The organism is Flagellimonas flava (assembly GCF_050617915.1).
In the GTDB taxonomy this organism is placed as follows: Bacteria; Bacteroidota; Bacteroidia; order Flavobacteriales; family Flavobacteriaceae; genus Flagellimonas; species Flagellimonas flava_A.
In genome coordinates this window covers 181,923-202,790 of sequence record NZ_JBODQE010000001.1, presented here as the reverse complement: position 1 = coordinate 202,790, position 20,868 = coordinate 181,923, and the positions used below count along the sequence as shown (strand labels likewise).

At 42.8% G+C, this 20,868-nt stretch carries 15 protein-coding genes; 4 read left to right on the top strand and 11 right to left on the bottom strand.

What is annotated here, in order from left to right:
- Positions 1-74 precede the first annotated feature (74 nt).
- The 5 genes from ACRHOZ_RS00890 to leuC all read right to left on the bottom strand — a co-directional run bounded on the left by ACRHOZ_RS00890 (position 75) and on the right by leuC (position 6,179).
- The gene (locus tag ACRHOZ_RS00890) at positions 75-1,058 is read right to left on the bottom strand and encodes a hypothetical protein (RefSeq protein WP_431121335.1); all 984 of its coding nucleotides are present in this window, start codon (positions 1,056-1,058) and stop codon (positions 75-77) included.
- 376 nt (positions 1,059-1,434) lie between these two features.
- Positions 1,435-2,490 (bottom strand): 3-isopropylmalate dehydrogenase, encoded by a 1,056-nt coding sequence (gene leuB / locus ACRHOZ_RS00885; RefSeq protein ID WP_431121333.1) that lies wholly within the window; start codon positions 2,488-2,490, stop codon positions 1,435-1,437.
- A gap of 102 nt (positions 2,491-2,592) precedes the next feature.
- Positions 2,593-4,110, bottom strand: coding sequence for an alpha-isopropylmalate synthase regulatory domain-containing protein (locus ACRHOZ_RS00880; RefSeq protein WP_431121331.1), 1,518 nt, complete (start codon positions 4,108-4,110; stop codon positions 2,593-2,595).
- A 20-nt stretch (positions 4,111-4,130) separates the two neighbouring features.
- Entirely contained in the window at positions 4,131-4,727 is a 597-nt protein-coding gene (gene leuD / locus ACRHOZ_RS00875) for a 3-isopropylmalate dehydratase small subunit (protein WP_431121329.1), read from the bottom strand.
- A gap of 42 nt (positions 4,728-4,769) precedes the next feature.
- Positions 4,770-6,179: a 3-isopropylmalate dehydratase large subunit gene (gene leuC, locus ACRHOZ_RS00870; protein WP_431121327.1), complete on the bottom strand. Its 1,410-nt coding sequence runs from the start codon at positions 6,177-6,179 to the stop codon at positions 4,770-4,772.
- A 413-nt stretch (positions 6,180-6,592) separates the two neighbouring features.
- On the opposite strand from leuC, the gene ACRHOZ_RS00865 reads away from it, so the two are divergent.
- Together ACRHOZ_RS00865 and ACRHOZ_RS00860 are read left to right on the top strand one after the other, a co-directional pair.
- A complete protein-coding gene (locus tag ACRHOZ_RS00865; RefSeq protein WP_431121325.1) occupies positions 6,593-7,705 on the top strand; it encodes a DUF2911 domain-containing protein in 1,113 nt (370 codons plus the stop codon).
- Positions 7,706-7,847: 142 nt separating this feature from the next.
- Positions 7,848-9,035, top strand: a complete 1,188-nt coding sequence (locus ACRHOZ_RS00860) for a hypothetical protein (protein ID WP_431121323.1) — start codon at positions 7,848-7,850, stop codon at positions 9,033-9,035.
- Here the strand turns inward: ACRHOZ_RS00860 and recG are convergent, their stop codons facing one another.
- Positions 9,036-11,141 (bottom strand): ATP-dependent DNA helicase RecG, encoded by a 2,106-nt coding sequence (gene recG, locus ACRHOZ_RS00855; RefSeq protein WP_431121321.1) that lies wholly within the window; start codon positions 11,139-11,141, stop codon positions 9,036-9,038. It abuts the gene before it with no gap.
- Between the two features lie 79 nt (positions 11,142-11,220).
- On the opposite strand from recG, the gene ACRHOZ_RS00850 reads away from it, so the two are divergent.
- Together ACRHOZ_RS00850 and ACRHOZ_RS00845 are read left to right on the top strand one after the other, a co-directional pair.
- Complete coding sequence (locus ACRHOZ_RS00850) at positions 11,221-13,266, top strand: M1 family metallopeptidase (RefSeq protein WP_431121319.1); 2,046 nt, start codon at positions 11,221-11,223, stop codon at positions 13,264-13,266.
- Positions 13,263-14,177 (top strand): patatin-like phospholipase family protein, encoded by a 915-nt coding sequence (locus tag ACRHOZ_RS00845; protein WP_420399835.1) that lies wholly within the window; start codon positions 13,263-13,265, stop codon positions 14,175-14,177. The genes ACRHOZ_RS00850 and ACRHOZ_RS00845 overlap by 4 nt, the downstream gene beginning before the upstream one ends.
- Positions 14,178-14,180: 3 nt before the next feature.
- Here the strand turns inward: ACRHOZ_RS00845 and ACRHOZ_RS00840 are convergent, their stop codons facing one another.
- The 5 genes from ACRHOZ_RS00840 to ACRHOZ_RS00820 all read right to left on the bottom strand — a co-directional run bounded on the left by ACRHOZ_RS00840 (position 14,181) and on the right by ACRHOZ_RS00820 (position 20,866).
- Positions 14,181-14,699 (bottom strand): hypothetical protein, encoded by a 519-nt coding sequence (locus ACRHOZ_RS00840; protein WP_420399834.1) that lies wholly within the window; start codon positions 14,697-14,699, stop codon positions 14,181-14,183.
- A 76-nt stretch (positions 14,700-14,775) separates the two neighbouring features.
- Positions 14,776-17,064, bottom strand: a complete 2,289-nt coding sequence (locus ACRHOZ_RS00835; RefSeq protein ID WP_431121316.1) for a GH92 family glycosyl hydrolase — start codon at positions 17,062-17,064, stop codon at positions 14,776-14,778.
- A 137-nt stretch (positions 17,065-17,201) separates the two neighbouring features.
- Complete coding sequence (locus ACRHOZ_RS00830) at positions 17,202-17,975, bottom strand: hypothetical protein (RefSeq protein WP_431121314.1); 774 nt, start codon at positions 17,973-17,975, stop codon at positions 17,202-17,204.
- 40 nt (positions 17,976-18,015) lie between these two features.
- Positions 18,016-19,590, bottom strand: coding sequence for an FMN-binding glutamate synthase family protein (locus ACRHOZ_RS00825; RefSeq protein WP_431121312.1), 1,575 nt, complete (start codon positions 19,588-19,590; stop codon positions 18,016-18,018).
- A 1-nt stretch (position 19,591) separates the two neighbouring features.
- Positions 19,592-20,866 (bottom strand): amidohydrolase, encoded by a 1,275-nt coding sequence (locus ACRHOZ_RS00820; protein WP_431121310.1) that lies wholly within the window; start codon positions 20,864-20,866, stop codon positions 19,592-19,594.
- Between the last annotated feature and the right edge of the window lie 2 nt (positions 20,867-20,868).

Genomic DNA, 20,868 nt, shown 5'->3' with positions numbered 1-20,868 from the left:
TAGGGTATATGTGACTAAGAGTTGGAGATAAGAGCCCTGGAAATTTCCAGGGCTTGTTTTATACATGTTCTTGCTCAGTCCTCAATAAGGCTAAGTACACATTTGTAATCCTTGAACCAGGTATTGTGCTCTGGAATAGTTGCTGCGCCATATAGTTCAATGGTTTTGTTTGTGTAATCTAGAAAGCACCAACCATAATCATTTTCAGGATCCATGATGATATCGTTAGCAGCATAACCTCCTTTGTCTGTTCTTTCCCAATGGACATTACCTTTGTACGGATCATGAGGATAGTACCCTATGGCAATACTTTCATCCCAAGTTGCCATTTGATTACATGGGTCTATATTGATAATCAGGGTATAATCAGGATATCCACCACTCCAAAAACCAATCAGTTTTAAGGTATTTGGTTCTCCTTCCACAATTTCAATGTAACAAGAATCAAACTCTGTTTTTGAGTTTAAGCCCCAATCATGATATTCAGTTCTTTCAACATTATAATTACCTATCCATTCCGAAGCAATAAAAGGCCCCACTGGGTCATTACAATCGGTGTTGTCCAAGACATAACCCACTGGTATTGGTTCGCAGCCAGCTATGCTTTGTGAAACTTTCGGATTGCCAAGACCGTCTTCATCACTATCTAGATAGACCATGTATTCGGAACCGGGATAGTTGTCTGCATTGGAGACATCGCAATCAGTATTATCTTCGACATAACCTGTTGGGGTGTCCAAACCAGAGCATTGGGTTATGGAGTTGTTGGGGTCACCGTAACCGTCTTCATCCTCGTCTGCGTAATAGGTTAGCTGTTCACAGTCAGAGGTGATTTGGTCGTTGGTGTCATCGGGATCATTGCTGTTGGCGACATATCCATTGGGTTGTTCGCATGCTTCTTTGGTATTAGCTGGGTCTCCCTCGTCATCCATATCGGTGTCTTTATACCAAGTCTTTTCAACGCATGGGTCGTCCTTTTTGCAAGAAACACTTGTTAGAAGGCCAAAAGAAAAGGTGAAAAGAGTTAGCGCAAGCGCTAGTGGCTTTGGATTTTTCATAGCATTGTGGTTTTTAACTGAAACATTGTTCTTAATTTTTCCGCAAAGTAGCTATGGTGTTTTGTTTATGCGTGGATAAATTGACGGATGCCCTTTTTGAATTGACGGATAGGTTGTTAGACTTGAGATATGAGATTTAAGATGTCAGATTTAGGATGCAAGATGAGAGATATTAGATGCTGGGTCGTCGATGTTTGGATTATTGGATTATTAGATATTTAGTCCTGATTCTTGGTTCTTGATTCTTTGTTCTTTGTTCTTGGTGTCTGTAATAAGATTTGAACTTGAGCTTTGAATTTGAACTTTCCTCCTGTTTTTAGAAATAAAAAAAGCCCCAGGGATTCCCGAGGCTCTTTGGCTTAGTTTGGTTTGTTATTTATAGGTTCGCAGCCAACCAATCTCCAACTTCGCTGGTCTTATAGGCTTTTCCGCCATCGGCTAAATCTTCTGTGACAATTCCCTTGGCCAAAGATTTGTTCACCACATCACGAATGGCTTGGGCCTCATCTGCCAAATCCAAATCTTCAAAAAGCATGGCGGCGGAGAGTACAGTGGCCAACGGATTGGCAATGTCCTTACCTGCTGCTTGCGGATATGATCCATGGATGGGTTCGTAAAGGCTAACTTTGCTTCCTACGGAAGAAGAGGGCATCAATCCCATAGACCCAGAAATCACGGAAGCTTCATCTGTTAGGATATCCCCAAAAAGGTTGGCGGTGATGATTACATCGTATCCTTTGGGCCATTGAATCAATCGCATGGCAACGGCATCCACAAATTCATAGGTGACCTCCACATCAGGATATTCTTTTTCCAAAGCCTGTACGGTTTCTCTCCACAATCTGGAGGCTTCCAAAACATTGGCTTTGTCCACGCAACATAATTTTTTACCTCGTTTCAAGGCCATTTCAAAACCTTTTCGTGCTAAGCGTTCCACTTCAAAACGTTGGTAGGTCATGGTGTCAAAAGCGGTATCTCCATTGTCCTTTCTTCCTCTTTCTCCAAAATAGACTCCGCCTGTAAGTTCACGAAGGATAATCAAATCCGTTCCTTCAATACGATCTCGCTTCAGCGGAGACTTGTCGATAAGCGAAGGAAAAGTAAAGGTGGGTCTTACATTGGCAAACAACCCCAGCTTTTGTCTCATTTTTAAAAGACCTTGCTCTGGACGCACCTTGGCTGATGGGTCGTTATCAAAACGTGGATGGCCAATGGCGCCAAACAAAACGGCATCTGCATTGGCACAAACTTCATGGGTTTCATCCGGATAAGGTTCTCCAACAGCATCAATTGCAGCTGCGCCGGTCAGGGCAGGGGTCCAATTTATTTCGTGGTTAAATTTTTCGGCAATTGCATTGGATACTTTTACGGCCTGATCTATTACTTCTGGGCCTATTCCATCTCCAGCTAAAAGGGCAATGTTCAGTTTCATATATTGATTCTCGATTATTCAGTTATCGGTTTACAGCTAATAGTTAACGGTTGTCAGTTAGCAATTGGTCTTAATTCTTGTTTCTCTTTGTCTTGCCTCTATTCAAAAGAGGTTGAGCATTTTCTCTGTGGCTTTTATGGCTGATACCGTTTGATCGGAATCCAATCCACGGGTGGTAAAATCCCTTTCCTTGGTTTGCCAGGTAATGATGGTCTCGCAAAGGGCATCAGAATTACTTCCAGGGGGGATACGCACAGCGTAATCCACCAATTTGGGCAAAGCCACCTTTTCTTTTTGGTAAATTTTCTTGAGAGCATTTATAAAAGCGTCGAACTGCCCATCTCCTTGGGCATTCTCCTCATAGGTCTTTCCGTCAATTTCGATGGAAAGGGTGGTGGAGGGTTTAAGTCCTTTAGAATGCGTTAGCACATAAGATTTTACAAATACCCGTTGTTGGTGCAACTCAGAATCCAACACATCGGAAATAATGAAAGGAAGGTCTTCTTTGGTCACTCGTTCCTTTTTGTCTCCAAGTTCAATGATTCGCTCCGTAACTTTTTTTAGCTCGTCATCATTTAAGGTAAGCCCCAGCTCTTGCAGATTCTTCTGAATATTGGCTTTTCCTGAAGTTTTGCCTAGGGCATACTTGCGTTTCCTGCCAAATCGCTCTGGTAATAAATCGTTAAAGTAAAGATTCTTTTTACTATCTCCATCTGCATGTATACCAGCGGTTTGAGTAAAAACATTATCCCCAACTATAGGTTTATTGTCAGGGATTCCAAAACCGGTAAAAGCAGAGACCAGCTTGCTTACTTTATACAAGGAAGATTCCTTGACTCCGATAGTGATTTCAGGCATAAAATCGTTGATGACGGCAACCACACTGGCAAGTGGAGCATTGCCAGCACGTTCACCCATCCCGTTAACGGTAAGGTGTAACCCATGGCATCCAGCCCTTAGGGCTTCCATAACATTGGCCACGCTTAAATCGTAATCATTGTGTCCGTGAAAATCAAAATGGGAGTTGGGATATTTCTTAATGATTTGGCTAAGAAAGCTAAACGCTTCCTGGTGGGTCAATATCCCCAAAGTATCCGGCAGCAATATGCGTTTGACTGGCTGCTGCGTCAAAAAATCGAGGAATTCAAACACGTAGTCTGGCGAGTTGCGCATCCCGTTGCTCCAATCCTCCAAGTATACGTTGGTGATAATACCCATGGATTCAGCCTGGGCAATAACCTCAGCGATTTCCTTGAAATGTTGTTTAGGGGTTTTTTTGAGTTGATGTGTCAGATGGTTTAATGAGCCCTTGGTCAACAAATTTTGGACCTTGGCTCCTGACTGTTCCATCCATTTTAGGGAGACACCTTTGTCCACAAAGGTCAATACTTCCACTCGATCCAAATAACCCTCAGTCTCTGCCCAATCCGTGATATTCTTTACGGCATCGAACTCCCCATCGGAAACACGTGCAGAGGCCACTTCAATACGATCTACTTGAAGCTCTTCCAATAACAATTTGGCCAAGGTAAGTTTCTCCGATGAAGAAAAAGATACCCCAGAGGTCTGTTCACCATCCCGAAGGGTGGTATCCATTATTTCGACGCTCCGCTGTGCCATAGGTTCTCTCTTAAGTGTTATTAAAGCGGAGTATTCTGGGCAAATTCCTCAATATTGGTTTTGATGTTCAACAAATAGTCAATATCATCAAATCCATTGAGCATATTATCTTTTTTGTAATCGTTTATGGCGAAACTTTCCTGTTCTCCAGTTTCCACCAAAGTAATGGTCTGCTCAGGAAGGTTGATTTCCAATTCTGTGTCTGGATTAGTCTCTATTGCCTTAAAGATATTATCCAAAAACTCTGGACTCACCTGTACTGGAAGGACGCCAATGTTCAAACAATTGTTCCTAAAAATATCCGCAAAGAAGCTGGACACCACACAACGGAACCCATAATCGTAGACAGCCCAGGCGGCATGCTCCCTGGATGAGCCGGAACCGAAGTTCTTTCCACCCACCAAAATTTTCCCACTATAAATGGGATTGTTAAGGACAAAATGCTCTTTAGGAGTATCGTCTGAGTTAAATCTCCAGTCCCTAAAAAGATTATCTCCAAAACCTTTTCGCTCTGTAGCTTTAAGAAAACGAGCTGGAATGATTTGATCCGTGTCCACATTTTCTATGGGAAGTGGAACTGCGGAACTTTTAAGTATGTTGAATTTATCGTATGCCATTTTTTTCAATTAACAATGATCAATAATCAGTGCACAGTTTGGTTATGCTTCTTGTAATTCCAATAATTCTCTAGGGTCGGTTACTTTTCCGGTAACTGCTGCTGCTGCTGCAACCAAAGGACTCGCCAAAAGGGTACGTGCACCTGGCCCTTGTCTTCCTTCAAAGTTTCGGTTGGAAGTACTCACAGCATATTTCCCAGCGGGGATTTTATCATCATTCATGGCCAAGCAGGCAGAACAGCCCGGCTCTCGCAATTCAAATCCAGCTTCATGCAAAATATCCAGAATACCTTCTTCCTTAATGGCCTCTTCAACGCGGTGCGACCCAGGAACCAGCCAAGCGGTAACATTGTCCGCTTTTCTTCTTCCCTTGATAATGGAAGCAAATGCCCTAAAATCTTCAATTCTACCATTGGTGCAACTTCCAAGAAATACGAAATCAATAGGCTTGCCAATCATGGCATCTCCCTCATTGAAATCCATATAGTCCAAGGATTTTTTATAGGTAGCGGTTCCGCCTTCCACAGCTTCAGCTAATGGAATGTACTTTTGGATTCCCATTCCCATACCGGGATTGGTTCCATAAGTAATCATAGGTTCTATCTCGGAAGCATCGAAGGAAATTTCCTTGTCAAAGCTTGCATCCTCATCGGTGTGCAGTTGTTCCCAGTATGTCATGGCTTTGTTCCAAGCTTCACCTTTAGGGGCATATTCGCGTCCTTGAACGTAATCGAAAGTCTTTTGGTCAGGGGCAATCATTCCACCCCGAGCTCCCATTTCTATACTTAGGTTACACACGGTCATACGTCCTTCCATGGACATGTTTCGGAAAACCTCCCCAGAATATTCCACAAAGTAACCTGTAGCTCCGGAAGTGGTCAATTTGGAGATGATGAACAAGGCAACATCCTTGGGTGTCACAGCTCTATTCAATTCCCCATCAATGTTGATGCGCATACTCTTTGGCTTTGGCTGCATAATGCACTGCGTGGACAGTACCATTTCAACCTCGCTGGTTCCAATTCCAAAAGCAATGGCGCCAAAAGCACCATGGGTGGATGTATGGGAGTCCCCGCAAACTATGGTTGCCCCGGGAACTGTAATTCCGTTTTCCGGCCCAATCACGTGAACAATGCCGTTTTTCTCATGTCCAAGCCCCCAATAGGGAATATTATGAGCTTTGGAATTCTCCTCCAAAGCTTTCAGCTGATTGGCGGAAAGCTTATCCTTAACGGGCAAATGTTGGTTGATGGTTGGCGTGTTATGATCTGCAGTTGCAAAAGTGCGCTCAGGGTAAAGCACTTTGATGCCTCTGTTTTTAAGTCCAAGGAACGCCACAGGACTAGTGACCTCATGAACCAAATGTCTATCTATAAAAAGTACATCGGGACCGTTTTCAATATGCTGAACCACGTGGGAATCCCAAACCTTATCAAATAGTGTTTTACTCATCGTTGCATTCAATAATTAATAAGCCGGTAAATTTAAAATATGAAAAGCAAAAGCTTCATTTTAAGTTTGGAAAATTACGATGTTCAAGACAAGTTTTTGCTATGGAAACCATTGGATTGAGTGTGTTTTTTGATTTAAAACAAAAACAATCCTGAATGTTAAACTAGAGTTAAATTACATCAGAATGTTCCCTCAAAACCAAATGGTAAAGGGGGCTCCCGAACTTGATTTACCCATCAATCCACGGTTTGGATTTGGCTAGGTGCTGGTACTGAACATCTTAGATGTAAGCTTCTGAATTTTAACACGTTTACCTTTATTTTAACATTGTTGTAACGCTATAGGAACGATGAGGTTTCTACCTTGGGAGTCAACCTAGAAAGTTTATTCATTAACTCATCAAAAACGAACAAATGAAAAAAAGTTACACGGCCATTTCGGCCATGATTCTCATCGCTGCATTCTGTATTTCCACAAGTAGCTATGCCCAGCTTACCTTTCTGCCCAGAGGTAGTCAAATGGCTAAAGTTTCCCAACGCATTGGAACAACAGATGTTACTATTGTTTACTCTAGACCCAGCGTAAACGATAGGGAAGTTTGGGGCGCTCTGGTCCCTTATGGAATGAACAACTTGGGATTTGGAACGGCTACCGAATCACCTTGGAGGGCAGGTGCCAATGAAAACACTATTTTCAAGACCACCCATGATTTGACCATTGGAGGTAAAACACTTCCAGCCGGTAAATATGGTTTGCACATGATCGTCAACGAAGACAATTCGGCAACAGTTATCTTTTCCAAGAACCATGGGGCCTGGGGAAGTTATTTTTATGAGCCGGGTGACGACGCCCTCCGTGTGGATGTCACCACCAAAGAGATTCCACATGTAGAGCAACTTACTTTTAGTTTTGATGAAGTAGATGCCACATCGGCTGTAGCTTCACTTAACTGGGAGAAAAAGCAAATCCCCTTTAAGGTAGAAACCGATGTAACCGAAAATGTTCTGGCTCGGATTCGTCAGGAATTGCAGACCAACCCTGGATTTAGTAGACAAAGCTGGGAGCAGGCGGCCAATTTTGCCCAAAACAATGGCGGTGATTTGGACGAAGCCCTTGGTTGGGTGGATGCCGCAATAGCCGGTCAGTTTTTCAGCCAAAAGAACTTCAATAATTTGAGCATAAAGTCTCAAATATTGGCCAAGCAAGGTAAAACTGCAGAGGCTGAAGCCCTTATGCAAGAGGCAATGCCTCTGGGAACTGTTTTCCAAGTACATGGTTATGGAAGACAGCTTATTGGTCAGGGTAAAACGGACAAGGCTCTGGAAGTTTTTAAATGGAATGCCAAGAATCATAAAGGAACATGGCCAGTACACTACGGCTTGGCCAGAGGGTATTCTGCTTTAGGGGATAATAAATCCACAATTAAACATTTAAAGCTTGCTTTGGAAAATGCGCCCGCCCAGGTAAACCGCGATCGTGTGCAGGCCAACTTGGACAAAGCTGAAAAAGGAGAAGGAATTAACTAAACCAATTTACTTAGGGAATTAAATTAGGAAAATGCCCAGCGAAAGCTGGGCGTTTTTGTTTAAAAGGTAATACTGAATCATCTTGTCGAATTTTCTTTCGCATGAAATCAAATTGCATTTTATTTGCTGCAAGCATTTTATCATGATAAGAAGGAACCTAGTTTTTCTTTGGACAATTGCCATATTTTCTTGCAGTCCAGATACAGATTCAGATTTAAATAATACAGGGAACAACACCATTCCCTTCAGTGTTACAGCCTTATTAAAGGAATATAACAACGGGAATGAAGGTGAGTACCATACAATTGATTTTATGCAGGGTCGCAAAGAACCATCCAATCTTTTCAATATTACCAATTCTCTGGGTCTTGAATCAAACGCTTCATTTCGATCAAATGGAGAAGAAAATCTGTTGGTTTTTAAACAAGGAGACGGTCGAGGCGCAGACGCATTTTACATTATGATGGATTTGGATGATAATCAGGTTATCTCAGGGTCATATAAGGATTACTTTCCCAATATTAATGATTGTTTTTTTGATGCTGGACAAATAGGATGGAATAAAAACAGACTTTTTTCTTTCGAAAATTACGTTTGCGATAATGAGAGCCTCAGATTGCTGATGCATAACTTGGTTAATTCTGAGGTAACCGAGATGCCACCATTGGAAAAAGCCTTCACAGGTGATACCCCACATGGCATTTTGGTAACAGAGGATTATTTTTTTGTTCAATATGATGATAGATCTGAGGAAGCTTTGGATACATATAAAGAGGGTTTGATCGTTTACGATTCAAGTTCATTAAACGAAGTATTCTCTTATCAAATCGCTGGGTTGAAAACTACATTTGTTGACGGCCATGATATTTTTGTGGCTACGCGACCTAGTAAAATGGAGATTATTGATTTAACCACAGGCAATGTTAAGCACTCCACCACCACATTCAACTACTTTCTTGCCACGGATGATAAAATATCCAATGTGTCAATTTCAGATGGCAAAGTTGCTTATGTGGACAATTCTATGGCTATAGGAATTCCAGCTTATTTTGATTTCAACGAAAATGATTCATTCACTGTTGATCAAGAAAAATATATGGCCTTCTTTAATCGTGACACTATTGATTTTGATGCTGATGTTATTATCCCACAAGAATTTAAAATTGATTTGGAGACGATGACCTTTGCAGTCACCTATTTGCGATTCAGTCGTGGAGAAAATGTCCCAAAATCCTCAGCTATCATGTTTATGGATTTTGAAGGTAACTTGCTTCTTGATTATGAATTTCCTTCTTTCCGATTTGAAGCCGAGAAATTGCTCAAAAGATAATTAGCTGATATACCCCCAAATATCTTTCCCTTTGGACATTATACTGTAGGCCGAGCGAATAGGAAGATTTTCAGGTTTCTCCAATCTGGGATCCTCTTTTAAAAGTTGAATAGCATGATATCTGGCGGTTTGCAATATCTGGTTGTCTTTTACAATATCCGCTATCTTTAAATTGAGGAGCCCACTTTGCTGGGTACCCATCAAATCTCCAGGACCGCGAAGTTTCAAGTCCACCTCAGCAATCTCAAATCCATCATTGGTTCGGGTCATGGTTTGCAAACGGGTTTTGGCATCTTCGGACAACTTGTTTCCAGTCATCAGAATACAAAAGCTTTGTTCGGCTCCACGACCCACACGTCCACGTAGCTGATGCAGTTGCGAAAGACCAAAACGTTCAGCACTTTCAATGATCATCACAGAGGCATTGGGGACATTCACACCCACCTCAATAACGGTGGTGGCCACCATAATATGGGTCTCACCTCGAACGAATCTTTCCATTTCATAGTCCTTGTCCGCTGGCTTCATTTTACCATGAACGATGGAAATTTGATAATCGGGAAGTGGAAAGTCACGTACAATACTCTCATAACCGTCCATTAAATCCTTGTAATCCAAAGCTTCGGATTCCTGAATTAGGGGATACACAATATAAACTTGCCTTCCCTTCTTGATTTCATCTTTAAGGAACCCAAAAACTTTTAATCTGTTATTGTCAAAACGATGAACTGTCTTGATGGCTTTTCTTCCAGGGGGCAACTCGTCAATTACGGAGACATCCAAATCCCCATAAAGACTCATGGCCAAGGTTCTGGGAATGGGTGTGGCCGTCATCACCAGAATATGGGGTGGGGTTTCATTTTTATGCCACAATTTGGAGCGTTGGGCCACCCCAAAGCGGTGTTGTTCGTCTATAATGGCCAACCCAAGGTCTTTAAATTGAACCTTATCTTCCAAAACCGCATGGGTACCTACCAAAATGTTAAGATTCCCGTTTTCCAACTGGTTGTGCAACAAGGTACGCTCCGACTTTTTGGTCGAACCCGTCAACAAGGCAATCTTCACCTCCATTTTGCCCAATAATTCCTTTAACCCATTGTAATGTTGTTGTGCCAAAATCTCGGTAGGGGCCATTAAACAGGCCTGATACCCGTTGTCTATGGCCAATAACATGCACATGAGGGCCACAATGGTCTTTCCGGAACCCACATCCCCTTGGAGCAAACGGTTCATCTGGGCATTACTGCCCAAATCGTTCCTGATTTCCTTGATGACTTTTTTCTGCGCATTGGTCAGTTCAAAAGGCAGATGGTGTTCAAAAAAAGTATTGAACTTTATTCCCACTTGGTCAAAGGGCAAACCTCTAATCTTTTGCTTCCGAATCAGTTTTTTGGAAATCAGTTGGAGCTGCACAAAAAACAATTCCTCAAATTTGAGTCGAAATTGGGCCTTGGCCAACAGCTCCTGGCTTTTCGGAAAGTGAATGTTCAAAAGTGCATCGCTTTTTGAAATCAAGCGGAGCTCATCTAATATAACAGGGGAGAGCGACTCCGCAAACTGTCCTTTGGACTCCAGCAATAATTGTTGCTGCATTTTACTTACCACCCTATTGGTGATTCCCTTGGCACTTAATTTTTCCGTGGAAGGGTAAATGGGTTGCATGGCCACCTTTAGCCCTTGCTGGTGTTCCGAAAGCAATTCCATTTCAGGGTGCGGCATGGAAAAGGAGCTCCCATACCTATTTATTCTTCCAAAAACCACATAAGGCTCGTTCAATTTCAGATTTTCCCTGATCCATTTCTGCATTCGGAACCATACCAGTTCCATTTCGCCCGTTTCATCAACAAATTTGGCTACAAGACGTTTGCCGCGCTTTTGTTCCACAGTTTTTATATGCACAATTTTTCCCACCACTTGTACATCCGCACCACTGGCTTGCAGCTGGCCAATTTTGTAGTACTGGGTTTTATCCAGATAACGATTGGGAAAAAGATGTAACAAATCCCTGTAGGTTTCAATGCCCAGTTCCGTCCTAAGAGTCTCGGCTCGGTTAGGGCCAACTCCTTTCAGATAGGGGATGGGAGTTTGGAGAAAATTGGGATTCATCGAACTAAAATATGTAATTTGGAAAGACTTTTGTGATACGGTTGCCATGAAGCTTGCCCCAGTGCTTATTTTTTTTCTTTTGACACAACTCCTTTCTTCCCAAATTCAGGATAAGGTGGATTTTGTGAGGGGCCGAATTTTGGTGCAGCCCGATTTCGAAGAAGCAAAAATCCAAGGAAGCGTTGACTACTATTTCAAAATTTTAAGGCCAGTGGATTCCATCTTCTTGGATGCCAAGGAAATGAATTTCAACCAAGTGCTGTTGAATGACAAGCCCATCAACCATAAAACCGATGGTCAACATTTCGTGATAAAAAAACAGTTTAAAAAAGGGGATGCTTATCACCTAAAATTTGACTATAGTGCATTTCCCAAGCAGACGGTCTATTTTATTGGTGATGGAGACACTGTGAAAAAGCAAATCTGGACACAGGGACAAGGAAAATATACCAGTCATTGGTTACCTAGTCTGGATGACATGAATGACAAGATTGAATTTGATCTGACCATAGCAGCCGATCAAAGCCAGACCGTTATTTCCAATGGGGAATTAAAGGAAATTGTTCCACAGGATGATGTCAATTCTTGGAGATTTGATATGGAAGAACCCATGAGCAGCTACCTGGTGGCGTTTGCCATTGGGAACTTTAAAAAGGAAAGCGTGCAATCCAAAAATGGAGTTCCTATAGAACTCTATTACGAGCCCAAAGACAGTCTTTGTGTTGAACCCACATATAGACATACCCTGCGCATGTTTGATTTTTTGGAGGAAGAAATTGGGATTCCATATCCCTGGCAGAATTACAAACAGATACCAGTTCAGGATTTTTTATATGCGGGGATGGAGAATACAGGGGCCACCATATTTTCCAACACCTTTATGGTGGATTCCATTGCCTTTGTGGACAAAAACTTTGTTAATGTGAATGCCCATGAAATGGCGCATCAATGGTTTGGCAATCTGGTTACCGAACAGAGTGGGTCCCATCATTGGCTGCATGAGGGTTTTGCCACTTTTTATGCGTACTTGGCCGAAAAAGACATTTTTGGGGAGGACTACTTTTATTGGAGGCTGTTGGAGACTGCGAAAGCTTTGGATAATTTTTCTGGGGATGGCCACGGGGAAGCACTGACCAATGCCAGTGCGGGTAGCCTTACTTTTTACGAAAAAGGGGCATGGGCCTTGGTAATACTTCGGGACATGGTAGGGGATATAGCTTTTAGGGAAGGGATTCAAAACTACCTGACCAAATTCGCATTTCAGAATGTGACCATTTCCGATTTTATGTGGGAAATGGAAAAGGCCTCGGGAATGAAACTCACCAGCTTTGAAGAAGCCTGGCTTCAGGAATCCGATTTTCCGCTTGAAAAGGTCAAACTGTTTTTAAGGGGCAAAAATGCTTCCATAGATGCCTACTTTAAGGCGAAGGAGGAAATTGGGGACAAGCTGGAAAATGCAGGGACAATTCTTGGGGCAAACTGGGAAGCCTACCAATCGAAAGCCCTGAAGCATCAACTTTTATTGGATTATTGCAATCAACTTTCCCCGCAGTTTTTAAACAAACTCCTAAAACGTGAGGGGCTTAAGGTAAGGCAGGCAGTTTCTCTAGCTATGGATAAAGTGCCTTTGGAGGTACGAGAGAATTTTGAGGGATTGCTTGGTGATCAGAGTTATACCACCGTGGAAGCAGCACTATTCAAACTTTGGACGGATTTCCCTGAAAATCGGAATATCTACTTGGACCAAACCACAAATATTATTGGGTTTCCCAACAAAAATGTTCGTCTGCTTTGGTTAACCCTGGCTTTGGTGACCGCAGATTATGCCATGGATCAAAAAGCCGATTTTTATAATGAACTTAGTTCGTATACAGGACCTGAATATCATTTTGAAATTAGACTTTTGGCATTTCAATATTTAAAAAGCATTGGCGGATTTAACGATGACACCCTGAAAAGTTTGATAAAAGCGTGCAATCACCATGTTTGGCATTTTAAAAAATCCTGTAGAAAAATGCTCAAAGACTTTTTGAAGGCTGAAGGGAACTTGGCCAGGGTAAAGGCTATATATCCTACTTTAAATTTGGAACAACAACGTTATTTGGACAAAACCTTGGGCGAATGAGGGCATTGGTAATTTCAGGAGGAGGTAGCAAAGGAGCATTTGCAGGAGGTGTGGCCCAATTTCTGATTGAGGAGGCCAAGCACAATTACGACCTCTTCGTAGGGACATCCACGGGCAGTCTGCTTATTTCCCATTTGGCCTTGAACAAGTTGGATAAAATCAAGGAAATCTATTCCTCGGTCAACCAGAGTAGTATTTTCAACAATTGCCCGTTTGTCATCAAAAAGAAATATGGGATTGAGGTAATTTCCATTAACCATTGGAACGTGGTCAAGAATTTTATCCGTGGGAAAAAGACCTTTGGGGAGAGTGAAAACCTTAGACACCTTATTCGAGATTCCATTACCCCTGCGGAATTCGAAGAATTGAAGCAAAATAGTGTGGATGTGGTGGTCACGGTTTCCAATCTTTCCCTGAATCAGGTGGAATACAAATCCATCAATGATTGCACCTATGAGGAGTTTTGTGATTGGATTTGGATTTCGTCCAACTATACCCCTTTTATGAGTTTGGCCAGAAGAAATGGTTGCGAATATGCGGACGGGGGACTAGGTACCCTGGTGCCGATTGAGGAAGCGCTTAAGCGCGGAGCCACCGAAGTGGATGTTGTGGTTTTGCACACCGAAGTAAACTACCTGAATAGAATGCCCGTCAGGAACCCATTTGAATTGATCACCACCATTTTTAGCTTTATGTTGGATCGAATTGAAAATCAAAACATTCGAATTGGGAAATTGGTGGCCAATCAAAAGGATGCCATCATCAATTTCTATTATACCCCAACCGTGTTGACCACAAACTCCTTGATCTTTAATAAAGAGCGTATGACCCTTTGGTGGAAAAGAGGGTATTTATATGCGAAAAATAAAAATGAGGAGACCAGTCCTATTGACCCTGACCATCAGGAGTAAAAACTACCAAAGTTCACTTACTTCCTTCTTGATAAAGGCAAGAGCTGTGGCAGAAGGAGATTGCTTATCTATGGTCTGATTTAAAATATCTTCCCTTAGTTTGTCAGGAGAGTCGGTTTCACTCATACCCGCAGAACGGATAATCTGAATAGTGGCATTTTTGGCAGCCTTGATGATATTCCAACACTCATCTGACATGTATATCTGTTGGGATAGATTATGTTCAAACTCCGTTTCGATCTGCTTGATCAAGAGATTTTCATAATCACTTTTATCCTTGCTTTTAGGTGCGACCCTCACAACTAGGCTATTTATAGATATACGCTCCAGGAACAGAACCATACGTTCGTAAGCCTGCAATCGAATAGGGAGCGTATCTTTTTGGGAATCCTTGTGCAACAGAAAACGTCTACGACCATCTTCGTTTCTGGTATGAAGTCTAAAAAAGTAAAATGCTACGGCACCCGTAACAACGGCTGGCAATAAAAAGCCGAAAAGCTGAAAAATGTCGTCTCCGCTCATGGTTTGGTTTGGTTTTGGATTTTATACTTGGGATGATAACGGAATAAACTTTCAAAAAGTATATGGGGTGTGCCCGCTATTTTTTCGGTTCTGGCCCCATGGTGATGGTCAGCGTACTTCCATTTTTAATATCATCATGGGAAAAGAATAGCTCTTCCAATTCCTTGTCATTTAATTTAGCCGATTGCACATACTTGTTTTCGGGCGAATTGTTTTCTGTCAGTATGGTAAATGTTTTCCCATTTTCCAGAAGTATTTTGACAGAATCAAATAGGGGTCGACCAATTACATATTCAGGATTTCCAGGAGCTACTTGATAGAAACCCATGGCATTCATGATGTACCATGCAGACATTTGACCGCAATCTTCATTTCCAATGATTCCGTCGGGTTGGGTAGTATAGAATTCCTTTAAAATTTGATCTACCAACTCCTGCGTTTTCCATCCTTGGCCCGCATAGGTGTACATATGGGCAATATGATGACTAGGTTCGTTGCCATGTGCGTATTGACCGATAAGCCCCGTAATATCTCCACTGGCATTTTCCCCTTCAATTTCAGAAGAGGTGGTGAACAGGCTATCCAATTTAGTGGCGAATTGCTCCTTACCACCATATAGTTGTGAAAACCCTTCGATATCATGCGGAACAAACCAGGTCCATTGCCAGGCATTGCCTTCAACATAGTCAGAGTGGTCATGGTCTGAATGTTTCGGGCTAAAAGGCTCCCGCCATGTCCCATCTGCATTTTTTCCACGCATAAATCCAGTCTCCGAATCAAAATAATGTCGATAATTTTGCCCTCTATTTTGAAATTGCCCCGCAATGGAGTCATTGCCAACAGCTTGTGCAATTTGGGCAACGCACCAATCGTAATAGGCATTTTCGAGGCCGTAGGAAACGGAGTTTGTTATTTCATCTGAAGGAATGAACCTTCCCTCATTGATATACTTGTTATACAGGGTCATGACGCGCGACTTTCTGGGTTCGTCCGAATCTTTCACAAGCTCTGGTCTATAGGAAGCGCTGGTGATGGCTGCCTCCAAGGCCAGCTGCTGGTCAATTCCTGGAAGCTTTTTGGCCATGGCATCGGCAATGTTGGCCACGGCTGGATAGCCTACCATGGTTCCTGTGTAATTGGAAGCCAGAGGCCATTTGGGTAACAAGCCGCCTTCCTCATATTTCAAAATCAGGTTGTTCACATAATCTATGGATTTAGGTTCATCAATAATGGTCATCAAAGGGTGTAGTGCCCTAAAAGTGTCCCATAAAGAATAAACCGTATAATTGACAGCTCCATTTTTGGATTGGTGGATCTTTTTATCCATTCCGCGGTATCTGCCGTCTACATCCTGGTGCAGCACCGGAGCAATCATACTATGATAAAGGGAGGTATAAAAGGTGGTAAGGACATCCTCATCCGTGGTCTGTACCTGAATGCGATTCAGTTCCTTTTCCCATTTCTCCCGTGTCTCGGAGACCACCGTCTCAAAATCCCAGTGGGGTAATTCCTGTTCAAGATTGGTTTGGGCGCCTTTTTCATCAACCGCAGATATTCCGACTTTCAATAGTAGAGGTTCATCAGCAGAAAGGGAGGGAAAGCTTAAACGGGAGTAAATATTCTGTCCATCATAAACATCTTCTATTTTGCTCGACGCTTTACCATCAATAATAACACTGTCCACCTGAAATGGACTGGAGAACTTGGCATGGAAATACACTTTATGGTCATACGCCCACCCCCTGGAATGTTTTAGACCTCTTAGGGTGCTATCGTTTACAATTTCCAAGGTATTGGAGATATTACCATGTCCCCAGGTTTGTTGAAGGATATGACCCACATCCAATAATAGCTGCTTATTCTGATTGGGACCATAGGTGTATTTGTGTAGACCTGCCCGCTCAGTAACCGCCAATTCTGCCGCAACATCATAGTTGGTGAACTGGACCGTGTACTTGCCAACCTCAGCCTTTTCATCCGACTTTTTAAACTTGGCAATTGGTTTTTTGTTTTCTTCTCCAGTGAAGGGAAGTACAAGAATATCGCCCATGTCCCCAATTCCAGTTCCGCTGAGATGGGTGTGGGAGAAACCATAAATGGTGCTGTCTCCATAATGATATCCGCTGGATGCATCCCAACCGTTCAATTTGGTGTCAGGGCTTAGCTGTACCATGCCATGGGGCATTACCGGCCCTGGAAAAGTATGGCCATGAAACCCCGTTCCTATAAATGGGTCCACATAACCTAAAACATCTAATTCAACTTCCGTTTTCTGGGGAGTAGGAGTGCAGGCCAGCAATAAGAGTATGGTTAGGACGGAAAGAAGACGACTCATGATTTCTAAGTTTTTGGATTGGTTATGCACTTAGGATCAAGATAAGTCGGTTGCCGAAGTTTCCATCCCTAAAATCGACCAATGACGCAATAGAGCAAATAAGCACTTGGATTAGTGCTTAATCAACATTTTAAGTAATCTATAGGTGGGGGATAATGGAATCCGTCCTATTCCGCACTTTTCAGATTGGCTTTGGCCTTATCGTAAAAATCTTTATAGTCAGGTTGAAGACTTACGGATACCCCTTCCTTGAAATTTCCATCTTTCACCGAAACGCCCACCTTATCAACAGGTACTGTAAGGGTAGTTACCAATTCTTTTGCCGCTACGGAAGCCTGATCATAGGTAACTCCAAATTCCCCGGTAATGTTCAATCCCTCCACTTGGGCATGTACATTGGGGCTTGCCAAAATAATTTTGGCCAATTGCGACAACCAAATTTTACCCTCTTCCGTTAAAGTAGTACCCGTATCCGAACCGAATAACTTGTTCAAACTTTGCGTAAGCACCACAGCTCCATCGGTAACATTGGGGTTGGCATTTTCACCCATGGTCTGCTTTATTCGGGTCAAAAGCACAATGGCCGTGGAATCACTGGAAGAAATCATGTCTGTTACTCCTCTTAATTGTTGCTCTTTGCGTTCCAGGGCTTGCAGTGCATTGTTCACATTTTCGCTGTTCTTTTTGGAAAGCTCCGAAAAACTGCTCAGGTTTTTAAGTAGGGTGGCGTTGGCATCCCTTAACCCAACATTTTCTGCTTCCAGGGTACTGGCTTTAGCCGTACTGGATGAAATCTCTCGTTTGGCCTCGGCCAATTGCTGTTGAATTTCACTGACCTGTGCTTCCAAATCATCAATTTGGGCAAAAAGCTCACTTTTCTTTTGGGAAAAAGTAAGGGTTACAACAAACAAACTGCAAATTAGAAGTAGTGGTTTTTTCATAAGTAAGACGTGTTGGTTTAAGCAAAAATCGAAATCAAAATTAGGATGTTTTTTTGGAAAACTCCTTTCCTCCCAGATAAATACAGTCATAAAGTTCCTGCATATTGTTAAATGGCACCTTCTCCTTGCTATAGGAGTACACCGTTTCCAAATCACTGCTGAGGTAATCATCATCTACATTGACCTGGATATCGTTCATGGTAAATTGACAAGGATGTTCGTAACCGGCTGCGTGCGTAATTTCCAGGAATTCCTTTCTAAAAGTTTTAAAATATTGTGCCAGCCTATCCGATTTTAGAGGCACATTGATGCCACTTTGCAACCACTTACTTTGGGTGGCCACACCAGAAGGGCATCGGTTGGTATGGCATATTTGGGCCTGGATACATCCGATGCTCATCATGGCCTCCCGAGCCACGTTAATGCAGTCAGCACCCATAGCAAAGGCCATGGCCGCTTTGGCTGGGAAGCCCAGTTTTCCGCTTCCAATAAAAACCAAACGCTCCGTGAGTCCGTGGTCTTTAAAAATTCGATATACCGAAGAAAAACCATATACCCATGGCAGGGAAACATGATCTGCAAAACTAGGGGGAGCGGCTCCAGTACCACCTTCACCTCCGTCAACGGTAATAAAGTCCGGGCCTTTGCCTGTTTTCTTCATTAAATCCGCCAGTTCTTCCCATTGGTCCAGTTTGCCAATGGCTCCTTTGATTCCAACGGGCAATCCAGTTTCATTGGCTATATTCTCAATGAGTTCGACCAGTTCTGGAATGGAATTGAACGCCGTATGGGTCGCGGGTGATAGCACGTCTTTCCCAACATCTACCCCTCTTATTTTTGCTATTTCCGGACTGATTTTCGCTCCCGGCAAAACCCCACCCTTGCCAGGTTTGGCTCCTTGGGATAATTTTATTTCAATGGCCTTGATACAAGGATTTTCATCCACCAAAATTTTCATTTTCTCCATGGAGAAGTTCCCTTCACGGGAACGAACCCCAAAGTACCCTGTCCCAAAATGAAATACCACATCACCTCCCGTTTTATGGTAGGGCGACAAGCCCCCTTCACCAGTATTGTGGTATGCAATGGACTTTCCAACACCTTGGTTTAGGGATTCAACCGCTCTGGCTGAAAGGGAACCAAAGCTCATAGCAGATACATTGATTACGGAAGCTGGGCGATAGGGTTTTTTCCGTTTGTTGTATGCGCCAATGACCTTGGCACAAGGTAAAAAATAGGGGTCTTGTACATTGGGATGTCCTTTAGGTACTTGATACCCGATCATGGCATTTTTTACGAAAATGTGCTGATGGGCATAAATATCCCTGTCGGTACCAAACCCCTCGTAATTGTTTTCTTTTTTGGCCGAAGCATAGATCCATCCACGTTCAATCCTATTGAAGGGCAGTTCCTCCCGATTGTTTGCCACAAAATACTGCCGCATTTCGGGGCCAATGCTTTCCAACCAATACCTTAAATGCCCTATGATGGGAAAGTTATGGCTAATGGTATGGGCTTTTTGGAAGAAAACATCCCTAATGGCTACAAGACCCAATAAAATTAGGATCCAAACCCACCATGGAGTTCCTGCCAAAAAGTCCATTACTGCATCCATATTACATGTTTAAATAATCCAAAGTCAATTGGGTCATTGTCTTCACTCCCAGTAACAAACCACTGTCGTCAATCTTGAAATCAGGAGTGTGGTGTGGAAAGGACTCTGTATTTCCCGGGGTCATTCCCCCTAAGAAGAAATAGAATCCTGGCACTTTTTCTTGAAAATAGCTAAAATCCTCAGCGCCTGTAATGGCCTTGTGAATGCTTACATTTTCAGTCCCAGCAACTCTTATTAGCGTAGGTGCCATCTTTTCTGTCAAATCCAAATCATTAAAGGTAATGGCCGTGGAACTCTTGATATCTATAGTGGCATCCCCACCGTATGCTTTGGCAATGGCTGGTACCATTTCTTCCATACGCTTATTGATATGCTTTTGCATGTCGTAGTCCAAGGTGCGAATAGTGCCTATCATTTCTGCACTTTCTGGAATGATGTTGAATCGAACCCCACTTGTAATTTTTCCTACGGAAATCACAGCGGCTTCGTTGGTAAGTTCAGACTCACGACTAATAATGGTCTGGAGCCCATCAATAATTTTTGCGCTTATCAAAATGGGATCCACGCCGCCCCAAGGTTGCGAACCGTGGGTTTGTTTTCCCTTTACATTGATTACGAATCGCTGCGCTGCGGCCATGGCACCACCAGGCTTGTACTTCACGGTTCCCACAGGTGTTTGGGAATTGATGTGCAGCCCAAAAATGGCATCTACATCCGGATTGCTTAGTACCCCTTCTTTGACCATGAGCAACGCTCCACCTTCCTCTCCGGGAGGTGCACCTTCCTCTGCAGGTTGGAAAATGAATTTGACCGTTCCTTTGATTTTATCCTTGTTTTTGGAAAGTACTTCGGCAACACCCATTAAAATGGCAGTATGGGTGTCGTGTCCACAGGCGTGCATTACACCAACCTCCTTTCCCAAAAAAGTAGCTTTCACGGTTGATTTATATGGTAGGTCATTTCGTTCGGTAACTGGTAGCGCATCAATATCGGCACGCAATCCAACCACCTTACCGGGTTGATTACCCTTCAATATTCCTACCACTCCGGTTTTGGCTACTCCAGTCTGAACTTCAATACCCAAGGATTCAAGATGCTTGGTAATTTTTTCTGCCGTTTTGAATTCTCGATTACTCAATTCCGGATTTTGATGGATGTCCCTCCGCCATTCAATGACTTTTGATTCCACATCGGAAAAATCTTTTTCCAAACTTGGCCCTTGAGCCCATATGGAAGTTCCAACCAGTAGTAATGCTAGTGCGATTAATTTTTGCATAT